This window comes from Bradyrhizobium sp. URHC0002, from assembly GCF_054059515.1.
In genome coordinates this window covers 4,667,591-4,683,248 of sequence record NZ_JBSSCF010000001.1, presented here as the reverse complement: position 1 = coordinate 4,683,248, position 15,658 = coordinate 4,667,591, and the positions used below count along the sequence as shown (strand labels likewise).

The following is a 15,658-nucleotide window of genomic DNA, read 5'->3' as shown; positions in this document are numbered from 1 at the left end:
TAGCCGAAGCCGTCTTCATGAAATCCCCCGAGGTTTGCCAAATAGCTCCTGAACTCTAACAGCCAATCCTTTTGCGACAACGTAACTGGGAGCCCTTCTTGCTGTTCTCAACGCTACAGGGCTTGTTGAGGATGTAATCGCGCAAACATGCGCATTGGTCTCACAGCGCCGCGCGTCGTGCGCCAAGCCCCATCCCACAGAAAACAATTGTTCCGAAAACGAAAAACCCCCGGCAGGGCATTGCCGGAGGTTTCGGAGGTTTATCATAAGGTAGTGTTGCGTCTCCTGCGAGACTATGCGTGCCGCCGATAAGTCCGACGTCAACATGAGAAAAATTAACATATAAAATTATATGAGTAAATAACATTCTTGGTTTTTGGAGCTCGTGACTTGGCTTGGCGAGCTGAAATCCCGTTCTCCTGCAACCTCTCGCGCGATCGATTCCGGAGGACGCGCGCGACAAAGAAAAACCCCCGGCAGCTGCCTGCCGGGGGTTCTCCTTAGTGTTTCAAGTCGTTCGGGATCAGAAGTTACGCCGAGCCTGGAGGTTCAGGTAAACGGTGCTCTGGTCCTTGAACTCGTACACGGTGGTCGGCTTGGGAGCCGCAGCCGCCAGGTTGTTGACAGCGCCCGTGAACTTCTGGTCGAGGAAGAACGCACCGACTTCAGCCGAGAACGTCAGGTTCTTGACGGGAGTCCAGCGGGTGGTCAGACCAACCTGGGCAACGTTGTAGTCCGGGTTACAGGTATAGTCTGCGGACACGGCCTTGCCGGCAGTGTAGTTGGCGCAGAACTGGCCCTTGGCCGAGGTGACGTCCAGAGCGTTACCGTTGTAGCGCACCTGAGCGTAGCTGCCGAACAGGCTGGACGACCAGTAGGGATCCCAGTTGTGGTTGAACGCACCACGGACACCCCATGAATCCACCAGCTTGAGCTCGCCGCCCGGCACGTAGACCGCATCAGCAGTCTGACCGAAGCCGACGCTCTGGTAAGCACCCGGACGATCCGTACCGCCGAACATGGCGAAGCTCGGCGAAGGACCGCTCGTGGAGATCACCTGCTTGGTGACGCCCTTGGAGTAGGAGACGTCGATCTTGAAGTCGTCGCCTGGACCGGTCGGGAGGTTCTTGATCTGCAACGCAGCCATCACCGCGCCGCCCCACTTGTCTTCGGGGTGACCGGAGATTTCCGACAGAGCAGTCGGAACGCCGCCGGCGCCGAGGATGTTGTAGGAAGCGTTCACGAGATGCGCCATACCTGAAATCTGGAACAGACCCCAAGCCTGGTCGACGCGGATGTTACCGACGATGTCGGGAGCATGCGTGCCGCCGAGGGCGTTCGTACCAGCCGCGAGCGCACCCGAAGCAACGCCGAGGTTGAGCACAGCGGTACGGCTGTACACAGTCGGATCATCGAGACCGATGGTGGCCGACACGCCGTTGCCGAACTGCGCGGTGTACTGGATGTTGTTCACACCCGTGACGTAGTCAGCGCCGCCCATCAAGAACGAGCTGTTGTTGCCCGGATAACCGAACCAAGGCGTCGCGTAGGCCGAGGCCGACTTACCGAAGGTGAAGCCAGCGAACTGGATGAACAGCAGGTCAACGCTGACGTAGCCGCCGCCCGGCCCGAACAGACCGGCCGCGCTCGAGGTCGGGAAGGTCGAAAGGGCGGTCGGGTTGTTAGTGCCTTGGTTCTGGAAGTTGAAGTTCGCCAAGCCGAAGGTACGGACGACGCCGTATTCGGTTGCCGTGCGGGTATCAACGTTCAGCTGCATACGGGAACGGGTGCTGAAGTAATCGCGGTAGCGATTGCCCTGGCCGAGATCGCCGCTCCAGGCCGGTCCGCCGTAGTTGTTACCATTGAAGGTAATGTCAGCGCGCAGATAACCAGCCAGCTTGATGCAGGTGTCGGTGCCCGGGATATAGTAGAAACCCGCGCCGTACAGAGAGCAGATCTTCACGTATTCGACCGCTTTGGCCTTGACGGGAAGATCGGCAGCCTGGGCTCCGCTCAGGGCGACGAGACCCGCCGCTGAGCCGAGAACAAGGCTCTTGATCATATTCATGTTAAACCTCCAAGTTGCGCTGCCAAGACGAGGGGCGGACCTAAAACTGTTCCCCCAGAAAAGGTCCGCCCTCGTCCTTGTGAAACCGCTCAGTCGTTTCGCGTCTTCGGACACACCCGCATCAACGCGAGGGACTTAAGCGAACCACCAAAACGGAACGACCAAGGACCCCCCAGATCGTCTTCAGAACTATGCATGTGCAACTTAGCTAATCAAAATACTTTATGAACTCAGCTATCTCTATCCCAAGCGACTGTGTCGCCGCGGCAACACCGCTGAACACGCAAGATTGTGTTCGTGGAACCACCTTTCCGGTGCGCAATTGGATGATTTTGTTATTAAATCAGCTAAGCTTGCTTCGTGTAGACTCGGGGCCAGACAAAGCCATGGCACAGGACCCCCGCAGGGGATCGGACTCGCCGAGCCGCGCCAAACGCGGCGTGTCGAATGGGTTCGGCGGGAAGAATCACGACATCGCCCGGCAATTCGCCTGGGAGATCGCCGCCATCAACGTGCATCTCCAGGAGATTCGTTATTTCTGGGCAAAAGCGCTCGGCGTCAGCGGCCCGCAATGGATGATCCTGATGGCTCTGGCCGATCTGGATCAGGGTGAAGGCGTTCCCGTGAAGGTGGTCTCGAAGATGCTCCACGTTGACCCCTCCTTCGTCACGACCCAGTCGAAGATGCTCGAGAAGAAGGGCTTCATGCGCCGAAAGACGTCAGCGGAAGACGCCCGGGTCGTGCAGATGTCCTTGACGGACAAGACTTACAAGCACATCGCGGGCTTGGCTTCTCAGCAGGAGGAGCTCAACAGCTTCATCTTTGCCGAATTCAGTGATCGCGAGCTCAGCGAGTTCACCAATAAGCTTGCGGCATTGAAGGCCCGCCTCGAGAAGGCCAGCCAGAAGATCGCGATGGGGATCTGACTTTTTGCGGTGGTGTCAGGCCGAAATCGATTCGAGGCGATCGGCAACCCAGTCAAAGATGAACTCGTTGGCCAGCGTGGGGTTGTCGCAATGCCCCTGCGCAGCAGCCGTTTCCGAGCTTTCGAAAATCTTCAGTGAAATATCGGGATGATGCGACTTAAGCCGTTCGAACAGATCGGTGACAACATCGCTTTCCAGCCAGGCCTCTCCGCCCACCGTGATCAGGACCGGGCAGTGGAATCTCCGACCGAGCCAGCTTCGTTCAAACCCCCCGCTTCCGATGCCATCCGGCGAGAGACGATTCATCAAGAAGGCGCGCTCGTGCATATCCCAGATTCCGCCGTCGCAAACCACAGCAGCGAAGCGATTGTCGAGAGCGACGCCACGCGCCACAAAGGACGACCCCGCGCCGTCGCCGAGAACGGCTATCCGACGTTCGTCAATATCGTCCCGCGTCGTCAGGTAATCCATCACGCAGCCTACCGACAATTCAAGATCGGGACGGCCGATCACCTCATCGAATTTGGCGCCGGCGCCGGAACCGAAGAGATCCACGGCCAGCAACGACATTCCCCGCGCGCGCGCGTAACGCGCCACCTTGAAGAGATATTCTTCTTTCCGATGTCCGGGGTCGCCCATGCACACGACGACGGGCGTTCGATGAGAAGCGGCGGGGGCCGGCAAAAAATAGCCCTCCAACGCATGGCCTTCCAGCCAGGGAATCTCGACGACCTCGCCGGCGGGGGTCAAATGCGCGATGTAGCGGCGGGCGCAGCCTCGCATGTTTCGCAGCGCATGCTCCCGATCCTTGTCGGGGACGTCGCAACCGAACGCTGAGGCTTGATAGTAGTTGATGGCGCGAAGCCAGTTACTTTGTGCGGTCAGCATATGACCGCTCGTGAAGGCAGCATTGGCGCGCTCATTGCTGAGGTCGGCCATTCTCATCCATTCGCGATACCAGGAAGCGCCGCCATCCTTTGGGTCTATCCGGCTTGCGGCAAGAAAGCATTCGGAGATCATCGAACCGCCTTCCTGCGCTGCGCCGAGCAGCCTCATGAATTCGATCGAGAACTCTTCATTATCAGGCCATTGGACCCAGCCCCCTGGGCCAAAACGAACTTTCATATCGGATACGATCCGGTCCCACTTAATTGAGTAAATTAGTTATAGTTATAGGTAACTCCATGCAAGACCTGGACCAACCAAGGTTGAGAGATGCTATAATTGCAATCATAGGTGGGGTCCTATCAACGAGGAGGCCGGCATGTGCCAACTTTGAAATGGCATGACATTTCATCCGCGATTGGGCGAAAAAAAGCTCGTCAGCCTGTACTCGTGGCCGCACCCCGGCCTATTCGTGCAACTTGGCCATTTAGGCGGCAATTATCCGTAGGTTTATTTTTCGATATAAAACTATCAAATTGATCTGCCGCACCGGTCCGAGGGTTCGCTATTCAGCGGTGGCCTCGCGTGTCCTGTTCAACCGGCCAACCCCGCCGCCGCGCCTCTCTCCCGGCAGGAACTACACCTCCTCTTGCGGGTTTTCCTCGCATGAGAATTCGCGAAGAAAACTGCAACGTGGTGCTGCTTGCTGTCGTCACGTTGTTCGCCGTAGCGGTCGCGGGTGGTGCCACGCTGGTCGGGCCAACCGATAGTAAAGTGGCGCCGCTCGCCGATCGAACAATCGCTTCCGCGCAACCGGCGCCCGCTGACAAGCGAATCATCTCCGTCGGCGACCAGCCGCCGGTTCGCGTGGTCGGCGCGCCGTTCGTGCCCAACACCAACCCGCGCGAGCGCTAGATCGGCTTCGCTCGGAGCGCGCGCCGGACTCGGTCGTCGCACGACGTGTCATGTGCACGTTGCCGGTCACGAACTGTCACCGTTTTGTCACCTCGCGCGCAAAAGCGTGGCAGTTATCCCCTGCTGTCTCCCCATCCGCTTGATTCCACAAAAGCCGTTTGATGGAGTGACTTGGGCCGAGGTGTTTCATGAAATGGATGAGGGAACGCGATCTCCTGATCGCGCAGACGATGGCGTTCGTTCAATCGGTGACCGGCAAGACGCCGGAGGCCGAGAAGACGGTCGCTGAGAAGACGGTCACGACGCCGGTTGCCCTGCTCTCCGTCGAGACATCCGAAGCCATCCGATCCGAAACCATCCGCGCGGCCACTCCCCTTCCCGCTATTGAGTCTCTGCTGGCGGAGACGCGGCCCGCTGCCCCGGCGCCAAGCGAGCCATCAAGAAACGAGCTATCAAGAAACGTATCAAGAGAAGAGACGCCCCGGGAGATATCGAGGCCGGCTCCTCCTCCGCGTCCTGACCTGCGGGAGGATTTCCAGTCCGAGATCAGGGCGCGGGTCGCCAATTTCCGCGCCCATCAGGAGCGGTTCAACCGCGAGCGCGAGGCCTATTGCAGCGCGACCATGGCGAAGGTCCACGCTGCTCTCCGGGAAGGCGAGCCGCCGACGCGGCCCGGGAAGTAGACCCAGCACGCAAAACGGCACTCCCCCGGCATCGGCACGACCTTCAGCGCCAAATTCAGAGCCAGGCATAGACCAGCGCCACGTTGGCCGCGCAGGCGACCAGCAGGCAGACGGTCAGCGTGAGTTGAACACGCTCACAGGAGGTCTGGAGGCTCGTTCTCATGACCGGAAACATCCGGCGATTCTGGCGGTCGAGTCTCGGGGATTATTTTTCCCGGGATTTACGACTCGTTAAAGACTCAGAGTCTCCACAAAAATGGGCCGAAACGAGCCAATTTGCTCCCGAAACAGCCGGTGGAATGACGTCATGGCAGCCAAGCCTGAAACCCGGGCCCCGCTTCCGCGTTGACTGTTTTTGCTGGAGCCGACCATGCCCTACGCGCTGTTCTCAAACGATGCCAAGCTTAGCAAGGCCTATCCCACCGCGGCCGATGTCTGGAAAATCGCCCAGAAGAGCGGCCTCGTGGTCGATGTCGTCTCCGAGGACGACCAACAGGCCCCGCATCCCGTGCTGGATCATGACTACGAAATCAAGCCGTGCCAGCTCGAGCCGCACGAAGACCCCGCCCGAAACAAGGCCGACGCCGAGCGCGAAGACCAGACGGAATTGCAGTTGGCGTCATAAGGGCGAAGTCCCAAGGGCAAGACGGCCGGGCCGACAACCGACGGCCCTCGGCATATGGGTCCCGTTTACCGGAGACGACATTCCGAGGGTGGTAAATCGGTTTTACGGCGTCGCCGTGGCCAGCGATGCCTGCTCCGCAGTCAGAGTGACACAGGCCTTGCGCCGCTGCAGTCCCCTGATCGCGCCCGTTACCTTGAGCACCTTGCCTGTCCCGCACGCGGGATCCTGCACGAAGGCGACTTCATAGGGAGCAAGCATAAGCGGTTCGGATTTCAGGACAGTTTGAGCAAGGCACGGAAACGCCGCTGCGGAAAAGATCAGCCCTAACGCAAAAGCACGCATTTTTTGATGTCCAACCCAGCCGGCTGAAATCAATAATAGCGCATCATGACGAAAAGTTGCGTGCAGCGCGAAATATTTTTTGACGCACTCAAAATGCACGCAGCAAGCACGCGAGGCGTAGGCTGCTCCAGCATCCGAACAAAAAAAGGCCGGCGTGACGCCGGCCTTTTTGGTGTCGATACGACGCGCCGTATCAATATCTGGAGGCAGCAGGCCCACCCCAACCAAACCGGTAGTTCACGCCGACCTTGGCGGTGTGTTCGTCGTTGCGGAAACTGCGGCCGGCGACATCGGCGGGGCCTGTCGCGAAGGTGGTGTTGCCGAAATTGTAATACTGGTACTCGGCCTTGGCCGACCAGTTCGGGGCGAACATGTATTCGAGGCCGCCGCCGACGGTGTAGCCGTCCTTGTGACTGCCGTTGGTGGTGAAGCCCACCGGCACGCCGGCCACCGACACGCCGAGATTGTTGCCGTCGCGCCAGGCATAACCACCCTTGGCGTAGAGCAGCGCCGGACCCCAGGTGTAGCCGAGCCGGCCGGTCACCGACCCGAGCTGGTCGGTATTGGAGGTCACGAGGGTGCCACCCGGAAACAGCACGCCATTATTATTGGAGCTGGGCAGCCAGCTAAACTGGGCTTCGGCGCCCATGACCCAGTTCGGCGCGAACTGATAGTCGAAGCCGCCCTGGACGCCGCCAAGGAAGCGGGCATCGCTGCCCTGCAGGGAATTGTTGCCCGCAAAGGCGCCGCCGACATGGCCGCCGACATAGAATCCGGTCCAGTTATAGACGACCTGGGGCGCGGTGTAGGCTGGCGCCTTGGTGTAGGGCCGCGGTTGCATGTCGGCCGCAAAGGCTGGGGCCGCCATGGCGGCCAGCGCGGCAGCGCCGAGCACGAACTTCTTCATTTGACTATCCCCGTTACGAACGTTGCAGATACCAATCCAAACAACGTGACTTCATTTAGGTTGCTCTGCGGCAAGTGCCCGCGGCCTGATGGCGCGCCACTGTGACGACACAGCAACAAAGTGCTTTAGTTCCCTCGCACATAAGGTTTTTTCCTCCGTTAAGGAGGTGGTCTCCCGCTTAGTTGATGTCCGGGATGACTAAAGCAAGGTTCAACCCTCGCCGAAAAGTGATCCAAATTCGTTCACGGTTCCGTCCCGGGGACACCGCAATGCGGCCCGCCGGCAGGCCGCCGGCGGGGCCAAACCCGCTTCAGGCGCGAGCCACTTCGATGACGGCGTCGGCAAAGGCCTGCGGCGCCTCTTGCGGCAGGTTATGTCCAATGCCCCCGGTGACCAGGCGGTGGGCATATTTGCCGGAAAACTTCCCGGCGTAGACTTTGGGGTCCGGATGCGGCGCGCCGTTGGCGTCGCCCTCGAGCGTGATGGTGGGCACGGCAATGGCGGGGAATTCGGCCAGCCGCTTTTCCAGCTCGTCGTATTTCGCCTCGCCCGGGGCGAGACCGAGCCGCCAGCGATAGTTGTGGATCGCGATGGCGACATGATCCGGGTTGTCGAAGGACGCCGCGCTGCGTTCAAACGTGGCGTCATCGAAATTCCACTTCGGCGAGGCGAGCTGCCAGATCAGCTTTGAGAACTCACGCCGGTATTTTTCGTAACCCAGCCGGCCGCGTTCGGTCGCGAAGTAATACTGGTACCACCATTGCAGCTCGGCCGATGGTGGCAACGGCTTCTTGTTGGCCTCCTGGCTGCCGATCAGGTAGCCGCTGACCGAGACCAGCGCCTTCACGCGCTCCGGCCAGATCGCCGCGGCGATATCGGCGGTCCGGGCGCCCCAGTCGAAGCCCGCGACCACCGCTTTGTCGATCTTCAGCGCATCCATCAGGGCGATGACGTCGGTGGCGAGCGCAGCCTGCTGGCCATTGCGCGGCGTGTCGCCAGCGAGGAAGCGCGTCGTGCCGTAGCCGCGCAGCCAAGGCGCGATCACCCGGAAGCCTGCCTGCGCCAGCACCGGGACGACATCGACGAAGGCATAGATGTCGTAGGGCCAGCCGTGCAGGAGGATGACGACGGGACCATCGGCGGGCCCGGCTTCGGCATAACCGACATCGAGGACGCCGGCCTCGATCTGTTTCAGCGCCGCAAACGAAGTGTGGGCGCCCGGCCTGACCGCGCCCGCGCCGGGTTTGGCGTCGCCGGACTGTGCAAAGAGAGAACCGCTCATGGCGAAGGGTGCCGCCGCAAGCGCCACGGCGGCGGCGCCAAGGAAACGGCGGCGGTCTGGGGTGGTGGGCTGGGACATGGTCTCACTCCGGCTACGATCTGATACGATTAGATCGTGTGCGATCTAAATAACGCACGACCTTATGTCAAACCCTTCGGGCCGGCGCGGCATCACACTCTTGTGTGAAGGCCTGGATGAAATTCGATAAGGCAGATCCGATCGCCCAAGCCATGCTGGGCCACTACAAGCTCTGTGCGCTTTCAACTCGCGTGAACCTAGCGCGTCATCTTCTCCAGCTCCGCGAACGGCCCATACGCCACCCCCACACAGGGCTCGACGGCGTTTTCGATGATGCGGTCGAGACGGCCGTCGACGAACAGGATGGCGCGTTCACGCGGCTCGCGGTAGCCGCCGTCGGGCTCGCGTGCGCTGAACCGGAGGCAGGCGAGATAGCGCAGCCGTCCGCCGACGACGCGCTCGACCGGCTCGGCCATGACGGCGTCGCGCACGCCAACGGGATTGTTGAGATAGGTCCTCAGAAACGCCAGCACTTCGGCGCGGTAATTCTTCGGAAATGGCTGGCTGGAGACGCCGCGATCGTCGGTAAAGGTGATCGGCTTGCTGTCATCGCTGGCAGCACAGGCCGATAGCAAGATCGGCAGCAACACTACCGCCGCGATTTTGGCCGAACGTCTCAAGCGAACTCTTCCCGTGCCCTGCGCCGTCTCTTAAACCGCCCGGCGGCGGAATGGAATTCGCAAGTCGGTTATCAACTCACTTTCGCTCTCGAAAAGTTGAGCGCGCGCCAGCCCACGGCCATTTGCAAAGCAAATGGCGCGTGGGCTGGTCTGTCATCGCAGGCGCGCCGGGCAATGGGGGCGAAACGCGCGCCGGCGAATCAGGTTCAGCTGCGTTTTGCGGCCGGCGTCACGTGCTTGACCGCGATGTGCTTCGCATGCGTCTTGTGCAAGCCGATGTGCTTGTGGTGGCGATGATGCCGATAATGCTTGTGATGGCCGCCCATCCTTGCATTGGCGTTCAGCGCCTTCGATTTTCCCTCGGCCTTGATGACGGGTGCCGGCGTGGTCTTGTTCACCGGAGCTTGGACGGTCTTGTTCGCTGGAGCCTGCGCGGTCTTGCCGGGAGCGCCTGCAAGCGCCGGTGCGGCGAGAACGGAAACGGCAACGAGCGCTGCGGAAATTGTCTTGAGCATGGTTGTCTCCTCTTCCATGGATCGGCGGGCATCTCCGGTCGAATGGCCGGGCTCGCGATCATGCAGGCGACGTTAGTGGCCCCGCGCTGAACCCCTCCTGAAGCAAACTCGCGGACTCCGTTCATCTGAATGAGTGTTCGTTCATCTGATTGACATCTTCGTCATGTCCGGTGACGACCGGCCGCCGATGAAAATTGGCGGAATCGAGATGACGGCGCGGGAATGTTCTTAGGCGCCGGGGGTTCAAATCAGCGGGCTTCGGTGTAGGATTGCCGAACCGGCCATCAGGAGAGATGTATGAATAAACTTGGGATCAGGCTTTTGACTCTTGCAATGTTGTCGCTGACGCTCGCGGCAGCCCCCGTCGTTAGCGTCGTCTACGCAGCGCCCGACAACGATCCGCCGCCGCCGGACAAGAAGAAAAAGAAATCCAGCGAAGCCCGCCCGGGCATTGAACAGACCGCATTCGCCGACGGCTATCGCGCCGCCTATGCCGCGATCTACGACCGCCACGACTACACCTCGGCGATCACGCAGCTCAAGGCGCTCGGCCGTGACGACTCGGCCGCCGTCGCCAACCTGATCGGCTACTCCTATCGCAAGCTCGGTGACTACAAGGTCTCGCAAATCTGGTACGAGCGCGCGCTCAAGGCCGATCCGAGCCACGTCAAGACCTGGCAGTATTACGGCCTGTGGCAGGTCGAACAGGGCAACCGCGAACAGGCGCAGTATCACCTGAACCGGATCGCGCAACTCACTGGCACGACAAGCGAGGAATATCGCTCGCTCGCCGCCGCGCTGGAAAAGCCGCCGGGCACCGGGTTGGTTTACTGAGGCACTGACGTTTCCGCGTCATTGCGAGCGAAGCGAAGCAATCCATCTGTCCGTTCTGCCGCGATATGGATTGCTTCGTCGCTTCGCTCCTCGCAATGACGGCCCCATAGCAGCCGGCGCAGTTCAAAGGACTGCGCCGGTTTTGTTTTGACCTTTTCTCACTTCATCAACTTCTCTACCTCCGCGCGGAACGCCTGGCGCGCGCCCTCGCGCGAATAGAACATGTGGCCGCCGGGATAGACGACGAGTTTCACCCGGTCCGATCGCGCATAGGCCGGCAACTGGTCGAGAATCACCTTCGAGCCGAAATAGGGCGTGGCGAGATCGAACAGCCCGTGGCCAACCAGCAGTTTCATTTTCGGGTCGAGCGCCAGAATCTGGCGAAGCTGTGAAACCGACTCGGCCGGCCCACGGCCGAAATCCCAGGCTTTGTTCACGGCCTCGTTGAGCAGGTGATACGAGCCATCGGGGCGCCAATTGAGTTTGCGCGTCGTGAGGTCGACGGCCGCGCTCGTCAACGGCGCCGTCAGGGAATCACCGGAGGGATCGCCGAAAATCCAGTAGCTCGAATCCGGATAGGGATCGAAGCCGGAGACCGAGGCGTCGTAGCGTCCCGTCACGCGGCCATTGCGGCGGTCGAACTCCCGGCGGAATTCGCCGACCTCGAAACGCCCGGCCAACCTGCGGCTCACCGCCTGATCGATGCCGGTCAGCGCGGCTACCTTGTCGGCAAGGCGGGTCGTCGCCTCTTTGTCGGCCTGTCCCTTGACGAGGTCGGTGAGATACTCGCCTTGCGCATAGCGTTCGACGTCGGCGAGATCGGCGCGCGTCACCGGCCCCTTGGCTTCGCGCGCCACCGCCGCCATGCTCGGCAGCGTGTACATGTATTGCAACAGGCTCGAGCCGGAAAAGTCGCGATAATCGAACAGGGGTGAAACCATGATCACCCCGCGCACGCCGACGCCCTGCTGGGTCTGCAGATTGCGCACGATCTTCGGACCGCGGATGCCGCCATAGCTCTCGCCGGCGACGAATTTCGGCGACAGCAGTCGGTCGTATTTTTCCAGCCAGCGCCGGATCACGAGCGCGACAGCGCTGACGTCGCCGTCGACGGAGTAGAACCGCTTGCGCACATCCTCGCCGGACGCAACGAAACGGCTGTAGCCGGTGCCGACGGGATCGATGAAGACGAGATCAGTAAAGTCGAGCCAGGTCTCGGCGTTCGGCAAGAGATCAGGCGTCGCGGACGACACGGCGCCCTCACCTGTGATGGACACGCGCCAGGGGCCGGCGTCGCCGAACTGCAACCAGGCCGAGGACGCGCCCGGGCCGCCGTTGAACAGAAACGTCACCGGCCGGCTTGCGCTATCGGCGCCGTCGAGCTGGTAGGAGTTATAGGCGATATCGGCCTGCGGCTCGCCCTTGTCGTCGAACAGCCGGATCGAGCCTGCGGTGGCGGTGAAGTTGAGCGTCCGGCCCGGCAGCGCCAGCGTCTGCCTGGTGGTGGAATCCGGCGGCAGGCGATGCGCTTCGGCCGCGGGCGGTTGAGCTGCGGCGCCGCCACGCCCCGCACCGCCTTTCTGGCCGGAGGGAGACGGCGACGGTGTCGCCACGGGTTGCTCTGACGCCGGTGGGCTCGTGTCCTCGGCGCGCGCACCGCTGACGCAGCCCACGATCAGAAGCGTGGCGGCAAGACGCACGAGAAGCGCCGCCGTGAAACGAAAAGCCATGCCGTTTGCTCCCTGCGCGCCCCGCAATCCAGTAGCCTCTCGGCTTCTGCCCGAGAGTGCGACAATGAGGCGGTGGTACACAACAAGGAGAAATCTTGCCGAAAATCACAATCCCGACAGCATCCCGTGAGAAAACAGCCGCTACGCCCGGCGGTTGTCCCCGCCGACCGTTAGGTGCTAACGGTCGGTTCTGCTGGCCTGCCGGCCGGGTATTTTTGATCCATCCATGAAACCATTTTGGCTCTGGCGCGACTAACGAACCGGCGCTTTTCAATGGGGTCCTAAAGATGAAACCTACGATTGCTCTCTGTCTCGGCCTGCTGGCGCTGGCTTCTCCCGCAGCCGCAGATTCGCCGGTCGCAGTGGTCGAGGACGTTCAGGGCAAGGTCACCGGCGCGGAATTCATGGACTATGTGACGCCCAAAGCGGTCATCAAGATCGGCGACGGCGGCTCCGTCATTCTCAGCTACCTGAAGTCATGCCGGCGCGAGACGATCAGCGGTGCCGGCACCATCATCGTTGGCACCGAGGAGAGCGCGGTTCATCTCGCTGAGGTCAAGGCCGAGAAGACGAATTGCGATCCCAACCAGGCGAATGCGACGACGCGCGAAACCAGCGGTGTCGCCGCCACCGTGCTGCGCAGCGTCGAAGCCGCTTCCTTGCCGCAGCCGCAGCTCATCCTTTACGGCGCATCGCCGCTGGTGGAGGCGAAAGGCCGTGGCAAGCTCGTCATCCGGCGCCTCGACGTGCCGGGCGAGCGTCAGGAGATCAATCTGGGCGGCACCCAGCTCAAGGGACGCTTTCTCGATTTCGCCAGCGAGAATGTAGCGCTGGTTCCCGGCGGCCTCTACGCCGCTGCGTTCAAGTCGTCGCAGATCGTGTTCCGGGTGGATGCGCAGGCCAAGCCCGGCGCGACGCCGATCGTCGGCCGGTTGCTGCGGATGGAATAGGCGTGACGGGCCATCCCGCTTGAGAATCAGGCGCAGCACGCGAACCAGGATGATGGTTGCCGCCATCGCGCTGGTCTGCGCGGCCGCGTCAGTTTCTCCGGTGGCCAGACCGATCCGCGGGCTCTCCCTCGATATCCTCACCGCACTGCGCTGGGAGGTGTTCGGCCGCAGTCATGATCCGGCCGCTTCGCCGGCGGTCATCGTTGCGATCGACGAGGAAAGCCGGCGCACCGCCCCGTTGGAGGGCGCGCCGATGCTGACCTGGACCGGGGAGATCGGCCGCGTGCTGTCAGCGACACTCGAAGGCGGCGCCAAAGTGGCCGGCTTCGACATCGTGATCCAGACCTCGATCGAGCAGTCGGAAATTCCGTTCGGCGAGGGCAGGCTCGGTGAGAAAGTCCGCGGATTCGACCGCGACTTCCTTCGTGCGCTCGCCGGAGCGGCCGCGAACGGCAAGGTGGTGCTGGGAGAAACCCTGGGCGCAACCCAGTCGGTCAGGCCATCGCCGGGGCAGCGCGTCGCCGTGCGCCAGCAACAGAACATCCGCCCGCTCAACGTTCACGTCGACAGCGACGATATCGTGCGGCGCCTGCCGCTGAGCTTCCCTGTCGACGGGGCAAAGGTGCCCTCGATGGCGGTCGAGCTGGCCTCGCGCGCCCTAGGCGCTGCCCCCGAGTTCGACGAACGCGGCCGGCTGACGCTTGCCGGCTACCGCGTGCCCGGCCGGGTTCCGAACACGATGACGCTGAACTTCGAGGGCGGCGCCGACGACATTCCGACTTTCTCATTTGCCGACCTGCGCGCGTGCGCCGTCAAGAACGACAAGGATTACTTTCGGCGCTGGTTCGCCGGAAAGGTTGTCATTTTCGGCAGCGTTCTCGATATCGAGGACCGCCGCCAGACCTCCAAGCGCTTTGCAACCGGCATCGAAGGCGCGCGCGCGCCGCGTTGCGCGGGCGAGAGCACGCCGGTCACCGCGGGCTTTCGGATCAGCACGATCGCGGGCGTCTATATTCATGCAACGGCGGTCAACAACCTGATCTCGCGCAACGCGGTGGTCGAACCGGGCCCGCTGGTGCGCTTCCTGATCTCCGCCCTGTTTGCGGCGCTGGCGGCCGTCGCCGCGTGGCGGTTTCGGCCGCTCAGCGCAGCACTGGCCTGGATAGCCGTGATCGCGGCCAGCATCGCCGGCGCCACGATCGCCTTCAACCACGCGCTGGCGCTGCCGATCGCCGAGCCGTTCCTGGCGAGCCTGTTCGCGCTCGCCGCCACGATCGGCTTCCGCTTCGTCGTCGCCGACAAGGACCGCCGCCTGCTGCAGAAGAGCTTTGCGCTCTACCTTGCGCCGCATGTCATCAACCGCATGCTATCGTCGAACAAACTGCCGGAACTCGGCGGCGAAACCCGCAACGTGACGGTGTTCTTCTCCGACATCGAAGGATTTTCGCTGATCGCGGAAAAGATGTCGCCCGACAGCCTGATGGAGCTGATGAACGAATATCTGTCCGCGATGACCGACGTCATCGAGCGTCACGGCGGATATGTCGACAAATATATCGGCGACTCCATCGTGGCGGTGTTCGGCGCGCCCGCCGACGATCCCGATCATGCCGCCAATGCGGCGCGCGCCGCGCTGGATTGCTGTACCCAACTGGCGGAACTCAACGCCTCCTCTGCCGCCTTCCACGAACACAAGCTGGCGCAGCGTATCGGCATCAATTCCGGCGAGGCGCTGGTCGGCAATTTCGGATCGCGGCGGCGCTTCAACTACTCGGTGATGAGCGACGCGGTGAACCTGGCATCGCGGCTGGAGGGCGCCAACAAGTTCTACGGCACCACCGTCATCGCTTCCGAGACCACCGTAGCCCTCACCGGCGAGGCCTTCGCCTGGCGCGAACTCGACGCTATCAGGGTCAAGGGGCGAACCCAGGCGCTGAAAATCTACGAATTGCTGGCGCTGTCGGCCGGGCTGACCTCCTCCCAGGCGACATCGATCGCCAACTACGCCGACGGGCTTGCGCAGTGGCGGGCCCGCGAATTCGAGCGCGCCGCGCAATATTTCAACCGTTCGGCCGACATCGACCGGCCGGCATCGCTGTTTGCCGCACGGGCCCGGGAATTGGCCCAAAACCCGCCAGGCGAGGATTGGGACCCGATCCGGACGTTGCAGGAAAAATGACGTTACGATGACCGCCGGTTTACGTTACCGGCGCGAAAGAGCCGCCACGCCATCTCGACAAGCCCGGGTATGGTGTATAGACGAGCGCGGCGCAATCCGGCGCCACCCAATCCTGGCGC

General features: G+C 61.9%; 16 protein-coding genes. 7 read left to right on the top strand and 9 right to left on the bottom strand.

Annotated elements, in window-relative coordinates:
- Positions 1 to 523: 523 nt before the first annotated feature.
- Positions 524 to 2,068, bottom strand: a complete 1,545-nt coding sequence (locus ACVWVY_RS22670; protein ID WP_456628468.1) for a porin — start codon at positions 2,066 to 2,068, stop codon at positions 524 to 526.
- A 224-nt stretch (positions 2,069 to 2,292) separates the two neighbouring features.
- Here ACVWVY_RS22670 and ACVWVY_RS22665 point away from each other — a divergent pair, with 224 nt between their 5' ends.
- Entirely contained in the window at positions 2,293 to 2,994 is a 702-nt protein-coding gene (locus ACVWVY_RS22665) for a MarR family winged helix-turn-helix transcriptional regulator (protein WP_456628467.1), read from the top strand.
- Between the two features lie 15 nt (positions 2,995 to 3,009).
- On the opposite strand, the gene ACVWVY_RS22660 is transcribed toward ACVWVY_RS22665, so the two are convergent.
- On the bottom strand, positions 3,010 to 4,119 hold the full coding sequence (locus ACVWVY_RS22660) for an alpha/beta hydrolase family protein (protein WP_456628466.1): 1,110 nt from the start codon (positions 4,117 to 4,119) through the stop codon (positions 3,010 to 3,012).
- 426 nt (positions 4,120 to 4,545) lie between these two features.
- Here ACVWVY_RS22660 and ACVWVY_RS22655 point away from each other — a divergent pair, with 426 nt between their 5' ends.
- Together ACVWVY_RS22655 and ACVWVY_RS22650 are read left to right on the top strand one after the other, a co-directional pair.
- Positions 4,546 to 4,794, top strand: a complete 249-nt coding sequence (locus tag ACVWVY_RS22655; RefSeq protein ID WP_456628465.1) for a hypothetical protein — start codon at positions 4,546 to 4,548, stop codon at positions 4,792 to 4,794.
- Between the two features lie 188 nt (positions 4,795 to 4,982).
- Entirely contained in the window at positions 4,983 to 5,477 is a 495-nt protein-coding gene (locus ACVWVY_RS22650; RefSeq protein WP_456628464.1) for a hypothetical protein, read from the top strand.
- A 55-nt stretch (positions 5,478 to 5,532) separates the two neighbouring features.
- Here the strand turns inward: ACVWVY_RS22650 and ACVWVY_RS22645 are convergent, their stop codons facing one another.
- Entirely contained in the window at positions 5,533 to 5,640 is a 108-nt protein-coding gene (locus ACVWVY_RS22645) for a glucose transporter (RefSeq protein ID WP_190241878.1), read from the bottom strand.
- A 207-nt stretch (positions 5,641 to 5,847) separates the two neighbouring features.
- Between ACVWVY_RS22645 and ACVWVY_RS22640 the strand changes: the two genes are divergently transcribed.
- Positions 5,848 to 6,102: a hypothetical protein gene (locus ACVWVY_RS22640; RefSeq protein WP_456628463.1), complete on the top strand. Its 255-nt coding sequence runs from the start codon at positions 5,848 to 5,850 to the stop codon at positions 6,100 to 6,102.
- A 102-nt stretch (positions 6,103 to 6,204) separates the two neighbouring features.
- On the opposite strand, the gene ACVWVY_RS22635 is transcribed toward ACVWVY_RS22640, so the two are convergent.
- The 5 genes from ACVWVY_RS22635 to ACVWVY_RS22615 all read right to left on the bottom strand — a co-directional run bounded on the left by ACVWVY_RS22635 (position 6,205) and on the right by ACVWVY_RS22615 (position 9,846).
- Positions 6,205 to 6,444, bottom strand: a complete 240-nt coding sequence (locus ACVWVY_RS22635) for a hypothetical protein (RefSeq protein WP_456632286.1) — start codon at positions 6,442 to 6,444, stop codon at positions 6,205 to 6,207.
- Positions 6,445 to 6,637: 193 nt separating this feature from the next.
- Complete coding sequence (locus ACVWVY_RS22630) at positions 6,638 to 7,351, bottom strand: outer membrane protein (protein WP_456628462.1); 714 nt, start codon at positions 7,349 to 7,351, stop codon at positions 6,638 to 6,640.
- A gap of 310 nt (positions 7,352 to 7,661) precedes the next feature.
- Entirely contained in the window at positions 7,662 to 8,711 is a 1,050-nt protein-coding gene (locus ACVWVY_RS22625; protein ID WP_456628461.1) for an alpha/beta fold hydrolase, read from the bottom strand.
- Positions 8,712 to 8,908: 197 nt separating this feature from the next.
- Positions 8,909 to 9,331: a hypothetical protein gene (locus tag ACVWVY_RS22620; RefSeq protein WP_456628460.1), complete on the bottom strand. Its 423-nt coding sequence runs from the start codon at positions 9,329 to 9,331 to the stop codon at positions 8,909 to 8,911.
- A gap of 206 nt (positions 9,332 to 9,537) precedes the next feature.
- Positions 9,538 to 9,846: a His-rich protein BRANT gene (locus tag ACVWVY_RS22615; RefSeq protein WP_456628459.1), complete on the bottom strand. Its 309-nt coding sequence runs from the start codon at positions 9,844 to 9,846 to the stop codon at positions 9,538 to 9,540.
- Between the two features lie 297 nt (positions 9,847 to 10,143).
- Here ACVWVY_RS22615 and ACVWVY_RS22610 point away from each other — a divergent pair, with 297 nt between their 5' ends.
- Positions 10,144 to 10,680, top strand: coding sequence for a tetratricopeptide repeat protein (locus ACVWVY_RS22610; protein ID WP_456628458.1), 537 nt, complete (start codon positions 10,144 to 10,146; stop codon positions 10,678 to 10,680).
- A 158-nt stretch (positions 10,681 to 10,838) separates the two neighbouring features.
- Here the strand turns inward: ACVWVY_RS22610 and ACVWVY_RS22605 are convergent, their stop codons facing one another.
- The gene (locus tag ACVWVY_RS22605) at positions 10,839 to 12,410 is read right to left on the bottom strand and encodes a S10 family peptidase (protein WP_456628457.1); all 1,572 of its coding nucleotides are present in this window, start codon (positions 12,408 to 12,410) and stop codon (positions 10,839 to 10,841) included.
- Between the two features lie 287 nt (positions 12,411 to 12,697).
- On the opposite strand from ACVWVY_RS22605, the gene ACVWVY_RS22600 reads away from it, so the two are divergent.
- Positions 12,698 to 13,360: a hypothetical protein gene (locus ACVWVY_RS22600; RefSeq protein ID WP_456628456.1), complete on the top strand. Its 663-nt coding sequence runs from the start codon at positions 12,698 to 12,700 to the stop codon at positions 13,358 to 13,360.
- 49 nt (positions 13,361 to 13,409) lie between these two features.
- Complete coding sequence (locus tag ACVWVY_RS22595; RefSeq protein WP_456628455.1) at positions 13,410 to 15,539, top strand: adenylate/guanylate cyclase domain-containing protein; 2,130 nt, start codon at positions 13,410 to 13,412, stop codon at positions 15,537 to 15,539.
- The last annotated feature ends 119 nt before the right edge of the window (positions 15,540 to 15,658 follow it).

Bases quoted from the DNA above. Each gene is read 5' to 3' on its own strand.
- ACVWVY_RS22660 (WP_456628466.1), bottom strand. From the start codon at position 4,119: ATGAAAGTTCGTTTTGGCCCAGGGGGCTGGGTCCAATGGCCTGATAAT.
- ACVWVY_RS22665 (WP_456628467.1), top strand. From the start codon at position 2,293: ATGAACTCAGCTATCTCTATCCCAAGCGACTGTGTCGCCGCGGCAACA.
- ACVWVY_RS22605 (WP_456628457.1), bottom strand. From the start codon at position 12,410: ATGGCTTTTCGTTTCACGGCGGCGCTTCTCGTGCGTCTTGCCGCCACG.
- ACVWVY_RS22615 (WP_456628459.1), bottom strand. From the start codon at position 9,846: ATGCTCAAGACAATTTCCGCAGCGCTCGTTGCCGTTTCCGTTCTCGCC.
- ACVWVY_RS22625 (WP_456628461.1), bottom strand. From the start codon at position 8,711: ATGTCCCAGCCCACCACCCCAGACCGCCGCCGTTTCCTTGGCGCCGCC.
- ACVWVY_RS22640 (WP_456628463.1), top strand. From the start codon at position 5,848: ATGCCCTACGCGCTGTTCTCAAACGATGCCAAGCTTAGCAAGGCCTAT.
- ACVWVY_RS22595 (WP_456628455.1), top strand. From the start codon at position 13,410: ATGATGGTTGCCGCCATCGCGCTGGTCTGCGCGGCCGCGTCAGTTTCT.
- ACVWVY_RS22610 (WP_456628458.1), top strand. From the start codon at position 10,144: ATGAATAAACTTGGGATCAGGCTTTTGACTCTTGCAATGTTGTCGCTG.
- ACVWVY_RS22645 (WP_190241878.1), bottom strand. From the start codon at position 5,640: ATGAGAACGAGCCTCCAGACCTCCTGTGAGCGTGTTCAACTCACGCTG.
- ACVWVY_RS22635 (WP_456632286.1), bottom strand. From the start codon at position 6,444: ATGCGTGCTTTTGCGTTAGGGCTGATCTTTTCCGCAGCGGCGTTTCCG.
- ACVWVY_RS22630 (WP_456628462.1), bottom strand. From the start codon at position 7,351: ATGAAGAAGTTCGTGCTCGGCGCTGCCGCGCTGGCCGCCATGGCGGCC.
- ACVWVY_RS22655 (WP_456628465.1), top strand. From the start codon at position 4,546: ATGAGAATTCGCGAAGAAAACTGCAACGTGGTGCTGCTTGCTGTCGTC.
- ACVWVY_RS22650 (WP_456628464.1), top strand. From the start codon at position 4,983: ATGAAATGGATGAGGGAACGCGATCTCCTGATCGCGCAGACGATGGCG.
- ACVWVY_RS22670 (WP_456628468.1), bottom strand. From the start codon at position 2,068: ATGAATATGATCAAGAGCCTTGTTCTCGGCTCAGCGGCGGGTCTCGTC.
- ACVWVY_RS22600 (WP_456628456.1), top strand. From the start codon at position 12,698: ATGAAACCTACGATTGCTCTCTGTCTCGGCCTGCTGGCGCTGGCTTCT.